The sequence below is a fragment of the Vibrio sp. 1F279 genome, from assembly GCF_041439815.1.
In the GTDB taxonomy this organism is placed as follows: Bacteria; Pseudomonadota; Gammaproteobacteria; order Enterobacterales; family Vibrionaceae; genus Vibrio; species Vibrio tasmaniensis_A.
Map to the genome: position 1 here is coordinate 46,748 of NZ_JBGOOU010000015.1, position 22,308 is coordinate 69,055.

20 protein-coding genes and 2 pseudogenes are annotated in these 22,308 nt (G+C 43.9%); 16 read left to right on the top strand and 6 right to left on the bottom strand.

All coding sequences use genetic code 11. From position 1 onward, the window contains the following. Nucleotides 1–155: 155 nt before the first annotated feature. From ACED60_RS12715 to ACED60_RS12725, 3 genes are all read left to right on the top strand, one after another. The gene (locus ACED60_RS12715) at nt 156–1,139 is read left to right on the top strand and encodes a GTP-binding protein (RefSeq protein WP_017082085.1); all 984 of its coding nucleotides are present in this window, start codon (nt 156–158) and stop codon (nt 1,137–1,139) included. A 182-nt stretch (nt 1,140–1,321) separates the two neighbouring features. Then, complete coding sequence (locus tag ACED60_RS12720; protein WP_122047490.1) at nt 1,322–2,608, top strand: DEAD/DEAH box helicase; 1,287 nt, start codon at nt 1,322–1,324, stop codon at nt 2,606–2,608. 164 nt (nt 2,609–2,772) lie between these two features. Next, the gene (locus ACED60_RS12725; protein ID WP_004731394.1) at nt 2,773–3,393 is read left to right on the top strand and encodes a LysE family translocator; all 621 of its coding nucleotides are present in this window, start codon (nt 2,773–2,775) and stop codon (nt 3,391–3,393) included. Between the two features lie 239 nt (nt 3,394–3,632). Here ACED60_RS12725 and ACED60_RS12730 read toward each other — a convergent pair whose 3' ends face one another. Continuing rightward, nucleotides 3,633–5,660 (bottom strand): PhoX family phosphatase, encoded by a 2,028-nt coding sequence (locus ACED60_RS12730; protein WP_371727704.1) that lies wholly within the window; start codon nt 5,658–5,660, stop codon nt 3,633–3,635. Nucleotides 5,661–5,912: 252 nt separating this feature from the next. Between ACED60_RS12730 and ACED60_RS12735 the strand changes: the two genes are divergently transcribed. The 6 genes and pseudogenes from ACED60_RS12735 (at nt 5,913) to ACED60_RS12760 (ending at nt 10,293) form a co-directional block, all read left to right on the top strand. Then, nucleotides 5,913–6,254 (top strand): YggL family protein, encoded by a 342-nt coding sequence (locus ACED60_RS12735; RefSeq protein WP_004731398.1) that lies wholly within the window; start codon nt 5,913–5,915, stop codon nt 6,252–6,254. A gap of 253 nt (nt 6,255–6,507) precedes the next feature. Further along, on the top strand, nt 6,508–6,675 hold the full coding sequence (locus tag ACED60_RS12740) for a hypothetical protein (protein ID WP_012600501.1): 168 nt from the start codon (nt 6,508–6,510) through the stop codon (nt 6,673–6,675). Beyond that, nucleotides 6,641–7,324: a spondin domain-containing protein gene (locus ACED60_RS12745; RefSeq protein WP_009845478.1), complete on the top strand. Its 684-nt coding sequence runs from the start codon at nt 6,641–6,643 to the stop codon at nt 7,322–7,324. The genes ACED60_RS12740 and ACED60_RS12745 overlap by 35 nt, the downstream gene beginning before the upstream one ends. A gap of 9 nt (nt 7,325–7,333) precedes the next feature. Further along, nucleotides 7,334–8,039: pseudogene (locus ACED60_RS12750) on the top strand (spondin domain-containing protein). Nucleotides 8,040–8,121: 82 nt separating this feature from the next. Beyond that, complete coding sequence (locus tag ACED60_RS12755; protein ID WP_012600504.1) at nt 8,122–8,853, top strand: response regulator transcription factor; 732 nt, start codon at nt 8,122–8,124, stop codon at nt 8,851–8,853. 66 nt (nt 8,854–8,919) lie between these two features. Beyond that, nucleotides 8,920–10,293, top strand: a complete 1,374-nt coding sequence (locus tag ACED60_RS12760) for a histidine kinase dimerization/phospho-acceptor domain-containing protein (RefSeq protein ID WP_371727705.1) — start codon at nt 8,920–8,922, stop codon at nt 10,291–10,293. A 160-nt stretch (nt 10,294–10,453) separates the two neighbouring features. On the opposite strand, the gene ACED60_RS12765 is transcribed toward ACED60_RS12760, so the two are convergent. After that, nucleotides 10,454–10,972 (bottom strand): exoribonuclease R, encoded by a 519-nt coding sequence (locus ACED60_RS12765; protein ID WP_371727706.1) that lies wholly within the window; start codon nt 10,970–10,972, stop codon nt 10,454–10,456. A 151-nt stretch (nt 10,973–11,123) separates the two neighbouring features. Further along, nucleotides 11,124–12,053: a DMT family transporter gene (locus ACED60_RS12770; protein WP_371727707.1), complete on the bottom strand. Its 930-nt coding sequence runs from the start codon at nt 12,051–12,053 to the stop codon at nt 11,124–11,126. A 149-nt stretch (nt 12,054–12,202) separates the two neighbouring features. On the opposite strand from ACED60_RS12770, the gene ACED60_RS12775 reads away from it, so the two are divergent. Then, nucleotides 12,203–12,661 carry an Lrp/AsnC family transcriptional regulator gene (locus ACED60_RS12775; protein ID WP_009845472.1) on the top strand — a complete coding sequence of 153 codons (459 nt, stop codon included), beginning with the start codon at nt 12,203–12,205 and terminating at the stop codon, nt 12,659–12,661. A 169-nt stretch (nt 12,662–12,830) separates the two neighbouring features. Here the strand turns inward: ACED60_RS12775 and ACED60_RS12780 are convergent, their stop codons facing one another. Beyond that, nucleotides 12,831–13,073, bottom strand: a complete 243-nt coding sequence (locus tag ACED60_RS12780) for a hypothetical protein (RefSeq protein WP_371727708.1) — start codon at nt 13,071–13,073, stop codon at nt 12,831–12,833. A gap of 260 nt (nt 13,074–13,333) precedes the next feature. Then, the gene (locus ACED60_RS12785; protein WP_371727709.1) at nt 13,334–13,909 is read right to left on the bottom strand and encodes a hypothetical protein; all 576 of its coding nucleotides are present in this window, start codon (nt 13,907–13,909) and stop codon (nt 13,334–13,336) included. 96 nt (nt 13,910–14,005) lie between these two features. Between ACED60_RS12785 and ACED60_RS12790 the strand changes: the two genes are divergently transcribed. The 6 genes and pseudogenes from ACED60_RS12790 (at nt 14,006) to ACED60_RS12815 (ending at nt 20,818) form a co-directional block, all read left to right on the top strand. Then, entirely contained in the window at nt 14,006–14,686 is a 681-nt protein-coding gene (locus tag ACED60_RS12790) for an SH3 domain-containing protein (protein ID WP_371727710.1), read from the top strand. 567 nt (nt 14,687–15,253) lie between these two features. Then, a complete protein-coding gene (locus ACED60_RS12795; protein WP_371727711.1) occupies nt 15,254–15,994 on the top strand; it encodes an SDR family oxidoreductase in 741 nt (246 codons plus the stop codon). A 26-nt stretch (nt 15,995–16,020) separates the two neighbouring features. Then, a pseudogene (locus ACED60_RS12800) lies at nt 16,021–17,231 on the top strand (acetyl-CoA C-acetyltransferase). Between the two features lie 132 nt (nt 17,232–17,363). Then, nucleotides 17,364–17,711 carry a phasin family protein gene (locus ACED60_RS12805; protein WP_009845466.1) on the top strand — a complete coding sequence of 116 codons (348 nt, stop codon included), beginning with the start codon at nt 17,364–17,366 and terminating at the stop codon, nt 17,709–17,711. A 75-nt stretch (nt 17,712–17,786) separates the two neighbouring features. Further along, nucleotides 17,787–19,598: a class I poly(R)-hydroxyalkanoic acid synthase gene (phaC, locus tag ACED60_RS12810; RefSeq protein WP_371727712.1), complete on the top strand. Its 1,812-nt coding sequence runs from the start codon at nt 17,787–17,789 to the stop codon at nt 19,596–19,598. A gap of 257 nt (nt 19,599–19,855) precedes the next feature. Then, on the top strand, nt 19,856–20,818 hold the full coding sequence (locus ACED60_RS12815; protein WP_017101828.1) for a DUF2860 domain-containing protein: 963 nt from the start codon (nt 19,856–19,858) through the stop codon (nt 20,816–20,818). A gap of 181 nt (nt 20,819–20,999) precedes the next feature. Here the strand turns inward: ACED60_RS12815 and ACED60_RS12820 are convergent, their stop codons facing one another. After that, nucleotides 21,000–22,307, bottom strand: coding sequence for a HAMP domain-containing sensor histidine kinase (locus ACED60_RS12820; protein ID WP_135381545.1), 1,308 nt, complete (start codon nt 22,305–22,307; stop codon nt 21,000–21,002). Nucleotide 22,308 lies beyond the last annotated feature (1 nt).

A 22,308-nucleotide genomic window follows, 5' to 3' on the forward strand; every position in this document is an offset into this window, starting at 1 on the left:
GCCTTTAGTTCGTCTGGAGCATTCCTTTTTCATAGTTCCCCCCTTTCTAGTGACACTCATACAACTTCTGGCTTAAATCATTCTCCGTATAAACAAGCGATTGGGGTCAATTTCTCCGTGATTGTGTATATACTCCTAAAAAAAGGAGAACTGATATGACCAAAAAAGTTCCTACAAACATAATTACGGGTTTCTTGGGTGTTGGCAAAACGACAGCTATTTTGAACCTGCTCAAAAATAAACCTGAGAATGAAAACTGGGCTGTCCTGGTTAATGAGTTTGGCGAAATCGGCATTGATGGCGCATTAATGACAGACCAAGGTGCTTTAATTAAAGAAGTACCGGGTGGCTGCATGTGTTGTACTGCAGGTGTGCCTATGTCGGTAGGTATTAATGCCTTACTGCGCCAAAAACCGGACCGTTTATTGATTGAGCCAACTGGGCTTGGTCACCCTAAACAGGTTATTGCGACACTCACTTCAGAGCAATACACACCTTATGTTGATTTAAAAGCGACGCTTGGCTTGGTTGACCCACGAAACCTATCCAATGAAAAGTACACGTCGAATCAGAACTTTAATGATCAACTGGACAGTGCTGATGTGATTCTTGGTACTAAGGTTGACCTTGTTCATTCTGAAGACATCGATGTGTTCAATGATTGGGTGACGGATCAAACGCCAGCAAAAGTCTTCCATAAGCTAATTCACGATGGTGAAGTGCCATTGGAAGTGTTGGACATTGAAAGAGTATACGGCAGTGCTTCCTCTCATATTGAAGCGCATCATCACGATCACGCTGAGCAAGAGCCTCAATTCCAACTTCCTCCCGGTGAAGCTTTCATCCGTAAAGAGAATAAAGGGCAGGGCTACTTTAGTTGTGGCTGGTTGTTTGGCGCAGAGCATAAGTTTGATTTTGATGCGCTGTTTTCAATGCTGTCGGATCTAACGGCTGAGCGTGTAAAAGCCGTAGTGAACACCGACCAAGGTTGCTACGCATTCAATGTGGCGAATCAAGTGGTGTCAGTGAATGAAATTTCCCTTGATGGCTTTGAGTCTCGTCTTGAAGTGATCGACTCGCAGTTAATGCCTTGGGACGATCTCGAGCAGATTCTACTCAAGCTGTGTGGTATCAAATAGCCCTGTTTTTGCTGTTTGAACTAAGGATCTTGGTGTTTACCTCGTTGAAGGTGGGGTAAACACCAGATTAAATGAGAAAGTTTGCGTTATATCACGATAAATGTGAGATAAATCACTCTAATTACTTTATAGTGCTCGGCTGAAATAAGAATGTAGGCTGTCTGCTTAAGGAACCCGTAACAATGTCATTTTCCTCTCAAGGTTTTGCTCCTGAATTAGTCAAAGCGTTGACTGAGTGTGGTTATGAAAAACTCACTCCAATTCAACAAAAAGCGATTCCAATGGCTCGTAAAGGCCATGATATTTTTGCTACTGCTCAAACCGGTACGGGTAAAACAGCGGCATTTTCATTGCCTGTTATCCAACACCTTTTGAACAGCGGCAAAAAGGCTTCTAGAGGAACGGCTCGCGGCCTTATTCTTGCTCCAACTCGTGAGCTTGCTGCGCAGATCGCTCAAAACATTAAAGACTACGTTAAATACACTGAACTAAGCGTTTCAGCGGTTTACGGTGGTAACAAAATGTCTTCACAAGTTCGTCAATTAGAGCTGGGTGTGGATATTTTGGTTGCAACACCAGGCCGTTTAGAAGAGCACTTAGAAGCGGGTAACGTGTCTATTGCTAACCTAGAGTTTCTAGTATTCGATGAAGCTGACCGTATCCTTGATATGGGCTTTATCAACGCCGTTCGTAAGATCATGTTGGATGTAGAAACATCGCCGCAAATCATGATGTTCTCAGCGACAACATCAACTCAGTTAAACCAACTGTCTGTTGATATTCTACGTAAACCAAAACGTATTAGTGTTGAGCGCGAAAACTCAACGGCTTCTACTGTTGGTCACGTGGTTTACCCTGTGGATCAAGAGCGTAAAACAGAACTGCTTTCTGAGCTGATTGGCCGTAAAAACTGGCGTCAGGTTCTTGTGTTCGTGAACTACAAAGAAACAGCGAACGATGTGGTTAAAGAGCTTAAGCTTGACGGCATTAAAGCGGTACTTTGTCACGGTGATAAAGCGCAAAGCGCTCGTCGTCGCGCATTAGATGACTTCAAAGAAGGCAGAGCTCGCGTGATGGTAGCAACCGACGTTGCGGCTCGTGGTCTTGATATCGAAGACTTACCACACGTAATTAACTATGACATGCCTTTCCTAGCGGAAGATTACGTTCACCGTATTGGTCGTACAGGTCGTGCTGGTAAACAAGGTCACGCAATCTCTTTCGTTAACCGCGAAGAAGAGCTGACTGTTGTTCAAGTTGAAAAACTGATCCAACAACGTATTCGCCGTGTTGAACAACCGGGTTATGAACCGAAGAAACGTGATGCTTACATCGAGAAGCTGAACACTAAATCGGCGTACAAAAACCGTCAGGGTCGTAAGAACAACGCAAACGAAGAGCCACAAGATCAAGCAAGTGCTGAACGTCGTTTGACTATGATGAAGCGAATTAAAAACCGTCGTAAGTAATTACGGTTGGTGATTGAAAAGAGCCACTGTTATGTGGCTCTTTTTGTTTGTATTGTTCGCAATATTGGTTATTGTCATCACTACTTCGTTTCAACATCGCTTCATTTCAAGTCCGATCAAGAAGCAAAAGCCACTAAATAAAAATAAGCCAGTAAGGTAATAATATGGATAGCGCACTACTTTGGGCTTTTATTCCCACGTTTTTCTTCGTGTCAATCACGCCCGGTATGTGTATGACTTTGGCGTTGACACTTGGAATGAGTGTTGGATACAAACGTACATTATGGATGATGATCGGTGAATTGGCTGGTGTTGCGGTGGTTTCCATTGCTGCGGTATTGGGTATTGCATCTATTATGTTGAACTACCCGTGGCTATTTACGGGCTTCAAGTTTGTTGGTGCAGCTTATTTGTTCTATTTAGGCGTTCAGATGTGGCGCTCAAGAGGCAAGTTGGCGATCAGTACTGACAACCAAACAACAAAAGTCAGTAATGATTGGGATTTGGTGGTACAAGGCTTTGTAACGGCAATCGCGAATCCTAAAGGTTGGGCATTCATGATTTCGTTACTGCCTCCTTTTATTAACAGCAATAAAGACTTAGCGCCGCAGTTGTTGATTTTAGTGTCGATTATTCTGGTTTCTGAGTTTGTTTGCATGACCTTATACGCGACAGGCGGAAAGAGCTTAAAGCATATGCTGGGCAAAGCCGATAACGTTAAGTTAATGAACCGTATTGCAGGTACGTTGATGATGGGCGTTGGTGTTTGGTTGTTCGTGAGCTAGCGATAACGGTTAGAGATCCCCGCTCAGTCGTTCCTCCTTCTCGAGGATGACGGTGCGTGATTTGGTTTGGGGTGAAGAGCAGTTCACAAAGCCGCAGATCATTAGTTGAATCAAAGATCGTATAGAATTTAAAAAAGAGCAATAAGGCATTTGGCCTTATCGCTCTTTTTTGATTTTACTTAGCTAGCGAACAGAAACTAGGTAACAGTAAGGTTGCTGATCTTAGCTAGATTTGCTTTTTAAACCGCGATTTCACCGCCGTCTTCACGACGAATCACAACGGTAGATGCTCTTGGGCGAACATTGCCTTGAGTTTGTGCCGTTGCATCTTCTGAAGATGGCCAGTTAGCAGGGTGTTGAATGTTTACAAATAGTGATTTGAAGTCTGGGCTGATGGTAAAGCCTGTTACTTCACAACCGTTTGGGCCCACAAAGAAGCGTTTAAGCTGTGCTTGGTTGTTTGCATCAATCACCGCGCTGTTGCCGTTGTCATCCGTTAACTGAGATGGAACCACTGTCAGCATTTGATCGTTGGTGTAGCCTGTAACTTCATCTGCGCCGTTATCAGTCTGAATCCACAAGATGCCACGAGCATCAAACGCTAAGCCGTCAGGGCTCGCGAATTGGTTCATGTCAGTTAGACCTGAGCGGTTAATAGATTTGTCTTCCACTGCTGGAGAACCGAAGACAAAGATATCCCAATCGAACACGCCTGCTGTTTTGCCTTCATCCCAACGAATTACATGACCGAACTTGTTGTCTACGCGAGGGTTCGCAGAGTTCGCTTCTTTACGCTTGTTGTTATTAGTCAGCGTAAGGTAAGCCGTCCCCGTCATTGGGTCAACAGAGCACCATTCAGGGCGATCCATTGGCGTTGCGCCTACAAGGTCGGCTGCGCCTGCTGTATTGATGATAAGCGCTGCTTGAGAGTCAAATGAATCACCTAGCTTGCCACCGTTTGTCGTCTTGCTACTCAGAGTTAGCGGTAGCCAAGTACCTGAACTATCATCATTGAATTTAGCCACATACAGCGTGCCTTTGTCCATGTACTTGTCACCCGCGCTTAGGCGATTGCTCGGCTCTGCGTCACGTGGGTCCCATTTCGCTTCAGAAACGAACTTGTACAGGTATTCAAAGCGAGAATCGTGGCCAGAATAGAACACGATAGGCTCACCTTCAGTAAGTTTGCCAAACGTACAACCTTCATGACGGAAACAACCCAGTGCAGAACGTTTCTTAGCGCGAGAGTTCGCTGTGTATGGGTCGATTTCGACAATGTAGCCGTGACCATGTGCTTCGTTACGGTAGTCATCAATCGGCGAATCAGCGCTTGGTGTTACGTCAAAGCGTGCAAATTCGTCCAAGCGTTCTTGTTTGTTACCTGAAAGTGTGTCCCAACCGTAACGTGTTTTGTCGGTTGCGATACCAATACGCTCTTGTGCTGGCGTTGTCTCGCCTTTGTTCACGAAATAACCCGGCCAGTTTTCTTCACACGTTAGGTAAGTGCCCCATGGCGTGTAGCCATTACCACAGTTGTTCAACGTGCCACGAGCTTGGCTGCCGTCTTGTGAGAACTTGGTTTTGGTAAATTCACTGTGAGCAACAGGGCCAGACAGGTCCATTACTGTTGCGCCTGTGTAGCGGCGGTTCAGTGGATCGTTATCGACCATCACCCATTGGTTGCCTTCAAGTTTCACTCGAACAACACTCACGCCGTGCGCGTTGATCTCTTTACGTACTTCATCAAGGCTAGGGCGAGCGCCTTCGTTGTATGTTGGTCCGTTGGCGTGCAGCGCTTTTTGGTCGATGTATTCGTGGTTGATCACCAATAAGCCATCATTGCTGTTGCCATTAAGCGGGAAGAAGTGCATGCCATCGTGATGCATGCCTAATGCGTTGGCTTGATCTTGTGCGTTGTTGGTGCCGTCTTTTAACCAAGCGTTGCCTTGTTTGTTGAGTGGAGTACCCCAAGGAACCAATACTTGTGCTGTATAGCCTTTTGGTACAACGACACTGTCTGTCAATGATCCTTTAACCGATTCGAAGGCAAGTGTTGCAGTGCTTTTTTGTGCGCTCGTTGCTTGCATTGTCGCAGCGTTGGCCGCGCTGTGACCCGCTAAACCAAACGCGCCAAACGCCGTCATTGCACTGATGCCAAGACCGCCTTTCAATACATTTCTTCTTGAAAGGTTCGCATCTAGAACTTCTTCGAAGGGCTTGTTGTTACTCTTGTTAAAACGAGTGCTATCAAATGTTTCCTTGCTCATCGGGACTGCTTCCTGTTGGCTGACTTTATTATTCGTTATTCACGTGTAACCAAGCTATTTCTAATGAGTTAATAGCTGGTTCAATGTGTGACCAATCGTGAAGCAGTTAAGTGACAGATTTTTATAGTTTTGATTAAGGTTTTGTTTCTGCAGCACGATTTTTCCCGTTAAGCCTCTCGTGCAATACAAAACTCTTGGGAATTAACGAAGAACTGTGTATAAATGCTTTATCAAACGAAAAGAGAGACAGTTATGAAATTAGATAAAATCGAAAACAAAAATCGCCGCCTACGCAAGAAGTTATACCTAGGTGAATTCGCTATTCTAGGTTTTGAAGTAAGCTGCACGACTTCGATTGCTGATTTTGACCAATACGATGTGTTCATCGATGAATTTATCGATTTTATCGACAGCATCGGCCTGTGCTTTGGTGGCGGTGGTTTAGAGCTGTTCGAAGGTTTCTTATGTTCTATTGAGCGCTACCGTTCAGTGACAGAAGCAGAGCAACTGCAAGTAGCGCAGTGGCTTGAAGCTCGCGCAGAAGTAAGCAAAGTTGAAGTAAGCGAACTTGTTGACGCAAACTACGCATTCTAATTTGGTGGTGTATGGTTCGCTCAGCTGAAATCGATTGAGCTTTCGTGAGAGAACTTTGACACATCAGATAAAAGGCCCAGTCGGTATGTCGATTGGGCCTTTTGCGTTTGGTCTGCACTATTCTTGAACCATGATTCCTTGTCTAACTCTCATTTCTAGAACGAGAGTTTCTAACTATATATCAGTCTCTTAGAACTATATTTCCGGATAGTAATAAGTTTGAATAAACTTGTGAGAGTTTTATGAGAATTCAATGAAGTTGCTGATAGATTTGATCGCCATTCTTAGAGTCAACAACACCACAGTTCGTTCTGGCAAAGGTAACGGTATATCGCTGTTATTCGTTTTGTTGGCAACGATAGGACTCGATAAAGGATGGAATCAAAATGAACAAACGTACTCAAATCAGCTTAGTGATTAGCTCGGCTATGTTGGCCTTCGGAGCGGCTCAGGTTCAGGCTGCAGAGCTTGAGGTGACCGTTACCAACGCAACGAAAGGGATCTACTTTACGCCTATCTTGGCAGCCGCTCATGACTCCAGCTTGTTCATGTTTAGAACGGGTGAGAGTGCTTCTGCGGAATTGGAATCGATGGCCGAAGGTGGCGATATTTCAGGTCTATCGAGTTTGATTGCAAACGCGGGTGGTGTGGTGGTTGAAAACCCAGCTACCGGTATTCTTAATCCGGGCGTCGCAACTACGTTTGATATCGACACCGGTGATTTAGCTTACTTGTCATTGGGTGCCATGCTGCTGCCAACCAACGACGGCTTTGTTGGCTTAGACAGTTGGAAAATCCCAACTCAAGCGGGCACCTATAAAGCGACCCTCAATGGCTATGACGCAGGCACAGAAGCCAATGATGAGCTAGCGGGCAGCATGCCAAACCCGCCATTTATTACCTTTGGTGCTGGTGGTACTGGAGTTGAAACTGCAGTCTCAAACGCTAAGGTTCATATTCATCCGGGCAACATTGGTGATAGTGACGCGGCTGGCGGAATCAGCGACCTCGATAGTAGCAGTCATCGTTGGTTAAACCCTGTGGCTACTATCACCATTGTTGTGAAGTAAGGGGGATGTATGAAAGCTAGAATTCTATTTATCGCTGCATCAGTAGCTGTGTTAGCAGGTTGTCCGGACGATGACGACGATTACTATCGCTATGATGTGAGTGTGACTAACCTCACCCCCAATCAACCTATGTCGCCCCTCGCGGTATTGACTCACAATACGAATTTTGACCTGTTTGAAGTTGGGCAAAGTGCCTCTGTCGATCTGGAATACTTAGCGGAAGGAGGCAGTAATGCACAATTGCTTGCGCTCAGTGACAGTGACGCCAATGTTTATCAAGGCATCTCAGGCAATGGGCTGATTCTTTCAGGTGAGCAAGACACGGTGTCTATTCGTGTTGACCCAAATCAAGAAGGGTATATCTCAGTTGCTTCCATGTTGGTGAACACCAATGATGCGTTTGTTGGTGAACACCAATGATGCGTTTGTTGGTGAATCCGGTTTGTCGCTTAAGTCATTAGCCGTGGGTGATACCTTTGTGATGAACATGAATGTGTGGGACTCAGGAACGGAATTGAACGACGAGCTTGCTGCAACCATTCCAGGGCCTGCAGGCGGTGGTGAGGGTTTTAATACCACACGAGACGACACCGATGTAGTGAGTTTCCACTCTGGCGTAATCAGCCAAGATGACGGCCTTACGACGTCTGCTTTAAGTGCTAACCATCGTTTCCTCAACCCAGGAGCAAGAATCACCATTACTCGAACTGAATAATAGGGTTGAAAGCACGATGAAAGAATTCCTGCTCTGTTCCGGTCAATTGAAAGGTAGGCAGACTCCGAATAGAGCAGGGATCATGAATAGTGCTGCGGTAAATTTGATGGCAAACATGTTGTTGGTTGAAGACGATGATGACCTAGCTGAACTGGTGCAGATGCATCTTAAGTTCCAAGGCCATAATGTCGAAAGAGCCAATACGATTGAAAAAGCACAGGATCTATACCTGGATGGTCAGTTTGATCTAGTCGTGCTCGATCGAGGTTTACCTGATGGTGATGGACTCGATTTTTGTCGGATGATCCGTCAGAAAGAAGATTGGACACCGGTACTCATGCTAACAGCAAGGGATGCTGAGCTAGATAAGGTGTCAGGTTTAGAAGCCGGTGTTGATGACTACATAACGAAACCCTTCAGTGTTCTTGAATTTCAAGCAAGAGTGAGGAACGTACTACGCCGTTTAAGCCATGTTGAATCAGTCACTCAAGAGGCTATGACAACAGAATCAATTATGAATTTTGGCGGGCTCATTATTCAACCTGAACGCCATCAGGTGTCACTCAATAATCAAGACGTACCGCTGACTGCTACCGAGTTTACCTTACTTCACTTCTTAGCAACCCGCCCGGGGCGTGTGTATAGCAAAGACGAGCTGCTCGATCACGTTTGGAATACTCATCACTCCGGCTATCACCATACTGTGTGTAGCACGGTCAACCGTCTAAGAACCAAGCTTGCGATGCCCAATAGTGATGATGATTTCATTAAAACCGTTTGGGGTGTTGGCTATAAATTTGAGTCAAAAGCTTAGGTCTATGTGTCGCGCCCTAAGTTTACTAAAAAGCCAGTAAGACCTACGAGCCACCGAGGAGAGAACATGAGTTTCAAATCGCGTTTAGTGCTGTTCACAAGTTTGTGGTTTTTGTTGGTAAGTGTGGTGATTGCTTACACTTATCATTGGCAAAAAGAGACCATAGAACAAAGAACTAAGCAGAGCTTACATAAAGAGCTCGCGGTTCATATGCGCGATGATAATCCTCTCATGATCGGTACAGACTACAATCCCAAAGCACTCAAATCTATATTCCATACCTTGATGTTGATTGGGCCTGATTTTGATATCTATTTTCTGGATAGTCAGGGCAATATCACCACCAATGCAGCACCTGAAGGCACTGTGTTAGCCAATCAGATAGATCTAGCGCCCATTCAACAGTTCTTAAATGACGAGCCTTATCCTATTTTGGGCGAAGACCCGATCAACCCAGGCTCTCCTAAAGTATTTTCTGTGGCGGCGATTGAAGAGTTAGGGTCGACGGTGGGTTATTTGTATGTGGTGATAGGAAGTAATCGCCATACTGTGATCACCAACTCTCAGGTTGATACACCATACATCGCACTTGCAGGGCTTGTGCTGGTTTCTATTTTTGGCTTTGCGATTGGAGCTTATCTGCTAGTGAAACGCAGTCTGTTGAACCCAATTGAGGCGGTAACCAATAAATTGCAGCAACAAGCTGAGCAAGATTTTAGATTGGAACCTAACTTTGTCCATCAAGTGCCAGAATTGGTGCCCATTGCACGTTCTTATCAATTGATGGCGAAATACATCCAACAACAGTTTTTGCAGCTTGAGTATCAGTCATCACACCGCAGACAAAGCTTATTACAGCTCAGTCATGATTTGAAAACGCCATTATCGAGTGTTCTTGGCTACCTAGAAACGTGGAAGATTCAAAATCCGAAGTCAGACCCGTTGATTGACGTCGCTTACCGTAATGGCAACAAGTTGTCTGAACAGCTCCATTCATTACTCGATAGCGCCAGGAATGATAATCCTTTGCCTACGTATCAATACGCTTCAATCGATTTTAATGTGTTGATGAACGAATGCTTAGAAACGATACAAAGCCAGCATCGCCATAAGAATGTGGAGTTGAACGTCAATATACCTATTGGAATCAAGGCTGTGGGTGACAGTGATTTACTTGAGAGGCTGATCTTGAATCTGCTAGATAATGCGTTAAGGCATAGCCCGAGCGGAACAATGGTGTCGTTAGATGTAGGTTTAGAATCGGATTCAAAACGGGTGAAGGTCGTTATCCATAATGAAGTTGAACTAGAGGCCCCTAATGGTTCGTTAGGTATTGGCACCAAAATCGCTCAGTCGATACTGATGTTGCATCATAGTGTTTTAGAAACAACAAAAGCAGAAAACTCATTTCAACAAAGTTTCTATTTGCCTTCGGTATAGCCCTGACTGCCTTCGATTTAGTTCTATTTTCTTTCGATATCGTTCTACTTGCCGCTGTTCTAGGGGATAGTCGAGTTGTTCCTTGAGTAACGAACAACTCGTTGAGTCGCTTTTAAGTTAAGAAGTTAAGAAGTTGAGAAGTTTTTAAGTTGAAGGGGATTTATGCGTCTTTTTTGGCTTCATTGCCTTTATTGCCTTCATTGCCTTCATTGCCTTCATTGCCTTCATTGCCTTCATTGCCTTCATTTAGTTCAGCATAGAAGTGCAGCAACTCTGTGAGCTCTTTTACCCAACCAAATGCTTCTGTCGGTGCTTTCGACAAAATCTTCTCGACTTTGTCACAGTGAGTTTCAAGGCTGATCGCTTGCTCAAGGTTGAACGACATTGCATAGAAGTGCCAAAGCAATAGTCGAGTCATGCGCTCGATGTTTTGTTGTGAGTTATCCGACTCACTAAACGCAAGATTCACTTCACTCAGCGCGATTGCTGTCATTCGCAACATCGCATCAAATTTTGCTGATTGCATACGCTCGTCATTGGTCACATCTTCCTGTTCGAACGTAAACAGTTCCGTCATTGCATCTTCAGGGACAAGGCGATGAATCATTCTTAAACTAAATTCTTCTAGTTCTTCACGAGGCATGTTGTTTAAGCAAGTTAAAGCGTAATCGCGTTGCATGGTGTTCTCTTAGATGAGCAAAAAGGTCGGACAGTTTAATGGAGAAGCGGACTTAGAAAAAGTAGATTTTGGATAAGCCTACATTTGTAGACTTATCTGTGTACTACAAGCCTTAAAATCACGGCTTAGACTGGCAGGTTTGAACGTAGTATCAGGCTTTGCTATGGCTTGGGGGTTGATACTGCATAGACCTGTCATGCCTCATGAAAATGTTGCTCGCAACCAGGCTGCCGATGCAAATCGAACCAAGCGCTAACCAAGTCATCGTATCCGGAATTTCGTTGAACAGTGGGATCGCCAACAAGGTTGCAACAGCAGGTGTTGCACTACCAAAAGCGGCTGAGCGTTCTGCTCCTAGTGTATTAACAGCATATAGATAAGTGAATGCTGCTATTAAGCCTGCACCTACGCCTTGCACCGCAGAATGCACGGCAAGCTCTGTAACTGGCCATTGAGCAATTGGTGTATCCACTAAATGGCTAGGGAGGGTTCCTGTAAAGATAAGGATCAGCAACAGCAAGGTGGAACAGAATGAAATAAAACCTGCACTGACAAGCGCATTAAGATTGGCAACACGTGCTGAGATGGTAAACGTCGCCCACATCAAGCTGCCACACAAAAACAACACGTGACCTTTGGTATATTCAAAGTTGAAGCTGCTTAAGCTACTTCCCAGAAACAACAATATCCCAAGCGAAACCAGACCTAAACCAACGACACGGTGTCGGCTAAGCGGCTGCTTAAAAAAGAGTACCGCGATCCCTGTTACGAATAGAGGAAGCGTTCCCGGAACTAAAGCACTCCCGTGTGATACCGGAACGAACTGCATGGCTGTTCCTGCAACGAGTAAATAAGGTAACCCGCACCCCACAAACATACCGGCCAAGTATCGATTCGGGACAGCAGCGATCGTGCTACGTGCTTTCCACACCAAAGGTAATAACGCCAATGCTGGTATGAGGAATCGAGTCAGTGCGATGTCTGCAGGTGTTAAATCTGAATTTGCGCCGCCTTTAAGAGAAAGGAAAAAGCTCGCCCAGATGAGCAGAGTGACAGTAATAGATAAATAGCCTAGCTTCATAATAAACAAGGAAAGTGAATGATGATTAATTATGGGGTACTTGGTGTGCCATAGGTTGGCAAGTTTTGTTCTAACTTGAGTTGTAGTTGATGATTTCTGCTAATATATTGCCAATTGTTAACGAATTTAACCAATAATTGGTATTTGCTATGGATAGGATTGATAGACATCTTCTTGAGTTGCTTCAGAAAGACGGGAGGCTAACCACCGCAGAGTTAGCTGATGAAGTTGGCTTATCGGCTTCACCGTGCGCGAGGCGCATCAAAAGACTGGAAGAAAAAGGGATTATTGATGGCTACCGTGTGAGCCTGTCACGGGAACAGGTAGGCATCGCAATGAGCGTGTTTGTTGAGGTGAGCTTAAACAACCACCAAGAAGTGTCGATTGATAAATTTGAAAGTGCGGTTGTCGAGATGGAAGAGGTCATCAGCTGCCACGTTGTGTCTGGGGCTTATGATTACTTGTTAGAAGTTGTCAGCCCTAACTTGATGGCTTACGAAGCATTTACCAGAAAGCTACAGCGACTCTCCAACGTAAAAGATATACATACTCACCTTGCGATTAGGCAAGTGAAAGGCAATGCGCCACTTCCGGTTTATACTGACTAAGCGACAGGTAGGGGAGACGTCTTTGGGTGAAATGAGCTGAAAACGAAATGACTTTCGTTGTTAAACTAGGGGGCCGCTGCTCTTAAAGACTATCGTCAAATACCAGATGCGCAGCAATAAAAAACGGAGCGCCTCGTGAAAGGCACTCCGTATATGATAGGTGCAAAACTTAGTGATACTTAAAGTTAGAGATTGAACAATCCCCGGTTTGAGCGTTGATTCTGAATGAAAAAGCATGTGAATGATAATCCACACCGTCATTCCAAATCGTCTCTCCAAATATCTTACATAGCTCTAGCTCACTTACTGAACCGAACTCTTCCATGTGTTTAGCGACAGATAAAAGTTTATCTCTTATCTCTGCAGTCCCTTCCGTGTTACTCAAGCAGTTGAAAGCCATAGTTTTTTGCATATTACCTAGCCAAAATATTTCTTGTTATTAAGTTATATGAATAATCATGATAACAATTTTTTGGCGTTTGTAAATCTATTTTGTGATGAATATCTCACATAGTCGCTTGCATTGGTCGGAAAATGAACGTCATTGTTGATAGTTACCACATTAGTTTTACAACTTATTGATAAAGCTTTGATTGATTATCTTTCTGAATGTGTTGATTTGTTCGAACTATGATTATTGGGATAATCAAGTTAAGCAAGTGAGTAATCATTTTAGTTTTGTACATCGTTTATCGGTTGGTTTGTGTGACGAGCTTCGTCAATCATCGTCGCTTCTTTACGGTATTTTGAAGAGAGCTGACGAAATTTTTTACTGAGTGTATGAAGATCTTGCGAGAGTGATTGTGAGCTTTGTACGTGTACCTGTGCACTTTCTGTTTGACGCGGTAGTCTTGCTTTAGCGCAGTGTTTAGCTATGGCTTGCCACGAATGCGTTAGAGACTCCGCTCCATCTAGTTCTGTAGACACAATATACGCCTGTTTTAATAGAACCTCAGAAACATCATAAGCGGTATTCATATGACTATTGAGCTGCACATTAAATCTTTGTTCGTACTTTGCCCAAAGCCCAATGATCTGCTTTTCGTTGAAATGTTTCGATAGCAACGTTTGTGATTCATAGGTCGAGAGAACTTGGTTAAATTCTTCAGTGTATTGATTATAACGTCCTTCAAATGAGAGCTGGCGATCTAACAGTGTTTGCCAGTTTTCACGGTCACAATGGTCTGCTAGCGCGACATTAGCACTCAAAGGTACACTCACAATGACAACCTTCACCAAAAAATTCATGATTTACCTCTACTTAACTCGCTCTCTATTAAGAGTATAGATGAGCAGCAACATGAGTTGATGTACACTTGAAACATACCTAAAACGGAAGAGCTGGTGGATTTGATGAAAAAAGCGCTGATCGCTTTACTTGTGTTATTAATATTGGGCGGAGGAGGGGCTGCATACTACTTCTTCGTCATGAAAAAAGACCCCACTCCACCTGAGAGAAAGGAAGCGCCGGCTGTTGAAGTCGCGGCGCAATCTGAATCTGACCTTACATCCCTCACTACTCGTCAGCCTGAGCCAGAACAGACTGAGTTCTACGTTTTAGATAGAAAACTTAAAGTAGTCGAGCAGCCCGAGATTGATGGTTTGATAACTGACTATCTTTATAAGGGTGAAAAGGTCGAACTACTAGAGAAGCAAGGCGAATGGGCGCGTATCTCTGACTATATTGTTTTAAAGGAAGGCGGACCACAGACGGCGGAATGGATTTCAATGTCTGGACTATCTAGTGATGAAGTGATTATCTCTGAGCAAGAAAACAGAGAGATATTAGATTCATACTTGGCTAAATCCGATGATCTGAAGCTCCATCAAGAGAAGTTCCGCAACACGGTAGCTAAGCTTATCTATGAAGGGGAGTGCGACCCAAGTGATTTTGAAGAGTTAGGCGGTTGGGTTAAATCAGTTAAATACAGCAACCGAGACGTTTATTTTATTTATTGTGGTGGGTTGTCTCTTGAAAACAAAATTTATCTAGATGTAAATACTAATGAAACATTCACGAAGTAGGAGCCGATTCCTATTTAATGTGGGCATTCGTCACTGACTTTTAATTACTCTATTTTTCCAAGATATTAACTAAAGCCTACTCATAGATTGAGTGGGCTTTTTTATGCTATCTATAATGCTTGTTTTTCTATTTACCCTGCAATTCATATTGAAGATTATATATAACCATCATTAAATATTTATTAATGAGTAATAAGGTCTTTCCTATTATTCTCATGATCAATCATTTCAAATTCCCACATTGCATTCTTCTTGAAACAAGCTGAGAGATATAGGTTTGTCTCATATTAACAAAGGTTTATCTGCTTGGTGATAAAAGTGAAATTAAATAAACTTTATTAATATCAGAGTTTTGCTTTTATTTACATGTATTTAACATTTCATTGGTTTTGGGATGTAAGTCTAGTTTTTAATCATAATGCGAAAATATTTTCTATTTGTAATAATACTTTTTGATTTTGAGTTGTAGGGTTTAATTAAAGCAAAACGTAAAGTTTAATTATCAACTAAGACATTATCTTATTAACATCATTGTTATTTAATTGCTTGTAAGGGATGGAATCATTAATGAAAAAACTTGCTTTAATTACAGGGTCAAAAGGCGGTATCGGCTCAGCAATTTCCTCTAAGTTAGTTGCAGACGGCTATCGTGTTATCGCGACTTATTTTACTGGGAATTACCAATGTGCCTTGGATTGGTTTAACGAAAAACAATTCACCGAAGATCAAGTGAGATTGTTTGAATTAGATGTTACCAATACTGCGGAATGTGCGCTGAGCTTAAGCAAGTTGTTAGAAGAAGAAGGCACGGTGGATGTGTTAGTCAATAACGCAGGTATTACACGTGATAGCGTCTTTAAAAAGATGGATGCCGAAGCGTGGAAAGACGTGATTGAAACAAACTTAAACAGCCTTTTCAACGTGACTCAACCTCTGTTCGCTCCTATGTGTGAAAAGGGTAACTGCCGAGTCATCAACATTTCTTCAGTGAACGGTCTTAAAGGTCAGTTTGGACAGACCAATTATTCCGCAGCAAAGGCTGGAATGATTGGTTTTTTAAAAGCCTTGGCAGCAGAGGGGGCTAGAAGCGGAGTGACGGTAAACGTGGTTGCCCCTGGCTACACAGGCACACCTATGGTTGAGCAAATGAAGCCTGAAGTCCTTGATTCGATTAAAAACCAAATCCCAATGAAACGTCTAGCGACGCCTGTAGAAATTGCAGACGCAGTGGGCTTTTTAGCAAGTGAATCTGGCGCGTACATTACAGGCGAAACACTGTCTGTGAATGGCGGCTTGTACATGCACTAATTGGCGAAACTGAAGGGAATGGAATAATGAAAAAAGTATTTATTGTTGCGGCTAAGCGCACTCCTATTGGTGCATTCACCGGGTCACTAAAAAACGTATCTGCGGGCGAGTTGGCTGGCGTTGCGATCAAAGGCGCGTTGGAGTCCGTAGATCTTTCGTTGGATGCGATTGATGAAGTGATCGTTGGTAATGTGATTTCGGCAGGTCAAGGTATGGGGGTTGCTCGTCAGGCTTCCATCTATGCAGGGTTACCTGAGGAAACTCCTGCATGCGGTGTGAACATGATTTGCGGCAGCGGCATGAAGTCGGTGATGGACGCAGCAGCGCACATCAAAGCACAAGATGCTGAAGTGGTTATTGCTGCTGGCGTTGAAGTGATGTCCCAAATCCCTTTTGTAGTGCCCGCGAGCGTTCGTAATGGTCACAAAATGGGTGATATCTCAATGAAAGACTTACTGGTTGGTGATGGCTTAACCGATGCGTTTAATCACTACCACATGGGCATGACGGCGAAAATATCGCCAACACGTTAAATATTTCGCGCCTAGCTCAAGATAACTATGCCCTAGAAAGCCAACAGAAAGCCGTCGCAGCGATTGAAGCGGGTAAGTTTAACGAGCAAATCGTGCCTGTAGAAGTTAAGCAGCGCAGACAAACCGTCATTTTTGATACCGATGAGTATCCAAAGTCAGACGCGACATTCGAAGGTCTACAAAAGCTTCGCCCAGCCTTTGACCGTGAAGGTTCGGTTACGGCAGGTAACGCTTCGGGCATCAATGATGGCGCAAGTGCCATTATATTAGCGTCTGAATCGGCGGTAGCGAAATATGGCCTGACACCTTTAGTGGAACTGACCAGTTACGCACAGTCAGGTTTGGACCCAAAGATCATGGGGTTAGGACCTGTAGAAGCGGTTTCTAAAGCGCTTGATAAAGCGAATCTCACTCTCGAAGAAATCGATTTGTTTGAATTGAATGAAGCGTTTGCAGCACAAGCCCTTGGCGTAATGTACCAATTGTCAGAGCAGCATGATTTACCGCTTGATGCGTTCAAGCCAAAGGTCAATGTGAATGGTGGTGCAATCGCGCTTGGTCACCCTCTAGGTGCGTCTGGCAATCGAATTATTGTTTCACTCATCCATGAAATGCTTGAACAGAAAACGACTTATGGCGTTGCTTCGCTCTGTGTGGGTGGAGGAATGGGAACCGCTGTTTTGCTAAAAGGTATTGAAGGTTAGAGCCTAAGGTATCGGTAGCAAGCTTAAAAACATCGGATCAGCTTTTCAAAGCATCGCGAGCTCATAGATGAATGTTGGCTGAAACGATGATTATACAAATTTATTAAACTATGTATTCATCAGGAGTTACTTATGTACACGGATATTTTCAAAACAATTACTGACCAAACAGAAAAGCAATTTGAACCGTACTTAAAGTTCAACAAGTTGGTTGCTAAGAACATTCAAACGATGACAGAACTGCAAATGAATGCGATGCAGACTTATACGGATATGGGTCTTTCTCAAATGAAGGCAGTAAGCGAAATCAAAGACGTAAACAGCCTGACCGCTTTCAATAGTCAACAACTCACGGCATTAACTCAACTGTCTCAGCAAATGATGAGTGACAGTTCGAAACTGCAAGCGGCTGCCAAAGAATTCAAAGACGATGTTGAAACACTAACAACTGAAAACTTGAAAACAGTTACACCTGCATAAAACTAGTCGCCATCGAGTTAGTACAGGTTGGCCTGTGCGGCTTGGTGGCGATTTTCCGATTATTGGAGTCATGTTATGTTTCAACACTTCTTTTCGGACTACCTTGTTAAACTTCAACAAACAAACCAGCAATGGTGGGATAACTTTGAACAAAACAAGGAAGCCGCGCAATCTCCCCTAAATCAAGCGATGCAAGAATTGAATTTTGATGATGCATCAAAAATCTTCGAGCAAGCCGCCAACCAACCCGCCGTCCTGCTTCAGCTGCAATCTCAATGGTGGGAACAGCAACTGCAAATCTGGCAAAACGCAGCACTGATGGGCAACACTGAAAGTGTCATCTCAGAAGATCGCAGTGATAAGCGCTTTATCGATGATGCATGGAAGAATGACCCTTTCTATAGCTTCATCAAGCAATCCTATTTGTTATTCAGTAAAAGCTACATCGACACCATCAATTCTATCGAAGGCATCGACGAGAAAACCAAAGAGCGTGTGGCGTTCTTTTCACGTCAGGCAATCAATGCTCTCTCTCCAAGCAATTTCATTGCGACTAACCCAGAGTTGATGAAACTGACGCTTGAGCGAAATGGTGAAAACCTGCTTGATGGGTTAGAGCAGTTACAAGCAGACGTTGAAGCAAGCGCCGATATACTCAAGATCCGCATGACCAACAACAACGCTTTCCGATTGGGTGTAGATGTTGCGAACACGGAAGGTGATGTTGTTTTTCAAAACGAGCTGTTTGAGCTGATTCAGTATCATCCAAAGACACCGCAGGTTAACGCGACGCCTTTGTTGATCGTTCCGCCGTTCATCAATAAGTACTACATTCTTGACCTTCGTGAGAAGAGCTCGATGGTGCGCTGGTTACTTGAGCAAGGACATAGTGTATTCATGATGTCTTGGCGCAACCCAGGTGAAGCGCAGAGGGACACTGAGTTTGGTGACTATGTCACGGAAGGCGTGGTTAAAGCCGTTGCTGCGATTGAAAACATCACAGGCAAAGAACAAATCAATGCGGCAGGTTACTGTATTGGCGGCACGGTACTCGCGTCTACGGTGGCTTACTACGCTGCGAAGCGCATGAAAAAGCGCATCAAAACAGCGACCTTTTTTACCACCTTGTTGGATTTCTCGCAGCCGGGTGAGGTGGGCGCGTATATCAATGAGACAATCATCAATGCTATTGAGAAGCAGAACGATGGCAAGGGCTATATGGATGGTCGTTCGTTGAGCGTGACGTTCAGTTTGCTTCGAGAGAACAGCTTATACTGGAACTACTATATTGATAACTACCTCAAAGGCAGTAGCCCGATGGAGTTTGATCTTCTGTACTGGAACAGTGATAGCACTAACGTGGCGGCTAAATGCCATAACTTCTTGCTGCGAGAGCTTTATCTTGAAAACAAACTGGTTCAAGACAAAGGCGTGAAAGTGGGCGGCGTATGGATTGATTTGAATAAAATTAAGATACCAAGCTACTTCATCTCGACCAAAGAAGACCATATTGCGTTGTGGCAGGGGACTTACCGTGGTGCATTGAACACTGGTGGCAACAAGACGTTTGTTCTGGGCGAGTCTGGTCATATCGCAGGCATTGTTAACCATCCAGAGAAAAAGAAATACGGCTACTGGTTGAACGACAACCTAGACGACTCTGCTAACGAATGGCTAAACAACGCAAGTCACAACGAAGGCTCATGGTGGACACACTGGGGGCAATGGTTACAAGGCTTTGAAGCTGACGAGAAAATCGAACCTTTCAATCAAGGTTCCGAGCTTCACCCTGTGATTGGCAAGGCACCGGGTAACTATGTAAAACAGGTACTTCCTATCGTCGATAAAGAGGTCGTCGATGTAGAGGCTCCGAAAAGCGACGCTTAGCTTGTTTAACGTGAGTGGTTGATACCTATTTCTACTAGGGTATTAGCCACTTATATCAGAGGTGCACTTATCAAGCGCGTCAATACCCAAACGCCCGATACCACTTGAGTTGTAACAATACAAATTGTCGTAAAAAACGGCTGTATCGATTTGTTGCATATGCCGTCAGTATATTCCCAAAATGAAGTATCTCTATTCACCCCAAATTTACCTTCGAGTTGGCAAACTATTCGCTACTTTCATAAGGAGAAGTAGCGATGAATTACCGCATGTTAATGACTCTAGGGGTTTTGTTTAGTGCAAATGTATTGGCTGAACTTGATGAACCAGGCTGGGGAGGCGAAGTTGGAGTATTGGTCGGCTTTGGTAGTGAAACCGATGACTCAGAGGCTGTAAAAAAAGGCAGCTTGAACAGCAAGGGAGAATCGGATTCGAGTGCGCTTGTTGTACCATTAGGACAGTTGCGCTACACGTTTGGTTCAGATAGCGACCAGCAGGTCTTTATGGGGACCTCGCGTGGCGATATCATTGAAGGTGTTTTTGCTTTTGAATTTGGCTACGCACTGGAATATGGCAACGAATCGGTTGTATCGTTCTCTTACCTTCCAACAATCGCAAATGGTGAAGTATGGGAAGACCCGTTCATAGCCAATACTGCGAGGACTAAAACCGATATCTCTGGTGATACCTTTCGTGTACAACTCGACAACTTATTAGATATTGGTTTATCGGGTGATTTCGCTGTCTACAAGCAAGACATTAAAAATGACAAATCGGGCGTTCACCTAGGAGTGCCAACAGGTGTACTCCAACGTGACGCTAAAGGCTATTATGCAAGCCTATCTATGGAGATGCCTGTTAGTGGGAGCTCTTTTATCGAACCATCGTTGTCTTATCAAAAACATCTTGCAGACGGTGAAGCAGTTTCTTTCTCTTATTACTCTGGCTCGTTGACCTACATAATGATGGTGGATGATCATGCATTCTCGGTCAATGCAGATTACAGCCACCGCTCATATGATGCATCCAATCCAGTATTCAAGAAAACACGTGAAGACAATGGATATAGCGCAACGCTTGGCTATGAATATATGGACGTTATGGGTTGGCAAGACTGGGGATTCAACGCATTAGCGGGTTATTCTAGTAACAATTCCAATATCGCATTCTATGATACCAGCGGATATTTGATGAGTGTTGGTGTTAGCTATCACTTTTAAGTAATTGACTACTTAATCACGATGAGTTGAGGGCTAGCATATTTGTTAGCCCTTTTTACTGTTTACTTTTTCGGCTAGAGGCTGCGACTGAATATGAGTGATGAAGCTTAAATTCAGTCAATGGTGACCAAAAATGTCCGGTCGGATCGCCATGAAGCTTGGTCATTCAACTTAAACGAAGTTAAGTATTGGTATTTGATTTTTCTTCGACCGGCAAATGAAGCCGAGCCAACAAGCCTCCCTCTATTTCCTCTGCTTCAAGATGCCATCCTAGCTTCTTACATATTTTCTCGGTTAAATCCTGCCCAAGGCCAAAGCTATCTTGAAATGGCAGATCAAGTTCCTGTGTGTTTATATTCTTGATGACTATGCTGTTTTCTTCGAAATAGATATGGATAGTGCCGCTATGTGTGTATTGGAAAGCGTTACGAATGAGGTTACCAACGACAATTTTGATTGGAGTCTCTGGAAGTTCCACTGTTGGGGCATGAAGGTAATTGCGGATGATGTCGATCTCTTCACCTTGAATTAAATACTCCAACTCTTCTATCAAATTATCTAATAAAGCGACTACCGAAACTAAGCTCTGATTCGGTGGCGTTTCACTCTTTCGGACTAGCCAGAGCATGGTTTCGGTAATTTGCTGCATGTTGCTGCTCGCGCGGTCGATACGATTGATCGGGCGCTGTAAATCTGAGGGCAGGGAGATGCGCTCTAAGATCTCCATATTTGCTCGTATGATTGCAATAGGCGTTCTCAATTCGTGACTAGCATGAGATAGAAAACGTTGTTCTCTTTCTACCAAATGCGCATTCTTACTGAGTGCCTTTTCTAGATAAAGCGCAACTCGATTGTATTCACTGAATTTAAAGTTGGGAGCGGGGTTCGCCAATAGGTCGTTGGACGCGCTTTCTGACCATTCGACGAGTTGTTCGGTTTTTTTTCCTACTCGGTAACTGTAGAGCCAAAGCGCTAATACAATAAAAAATATATAGCCAAGAGCAATATAGATAATAAGGTTGAAGCGATGATCGAACCACACATCTATTGTGTCGCCAATTAGGCGGTAGTCGTACCGAGCGACTCCGAATACCAATCGTCCGTCTTCGAGAGCAAAACGGTAGACACCAAAGACAGCCTCTTTCTTGATGTCGTTGGTAACCGTTTCATCAACGAAGACGACAGTGAACTCATCATTAACAAATGTCACATCCCGAAGTACGTCTTTACCATCGACCTTTATGTTAGGCAATTGGTCATAATAAAATGACACTACGTAAGATTTAGGTAGTTTGGCTTCTGGATTTATAAGGCGTACTTCGTTAAAGCTCAACCATTCACTGGCGAGTCGCATTTTTACTGAATCTTCTATTCCATATTCAAAGTGACGGATTAAAAGTTCTCCGAATAGTAAGGCTGTCAGAAGTGACAAGCCCAAGAAAAAGGTAGTAAGGTGACCCCGTATTGGGAAGCTCTTTTTCATGCTCATA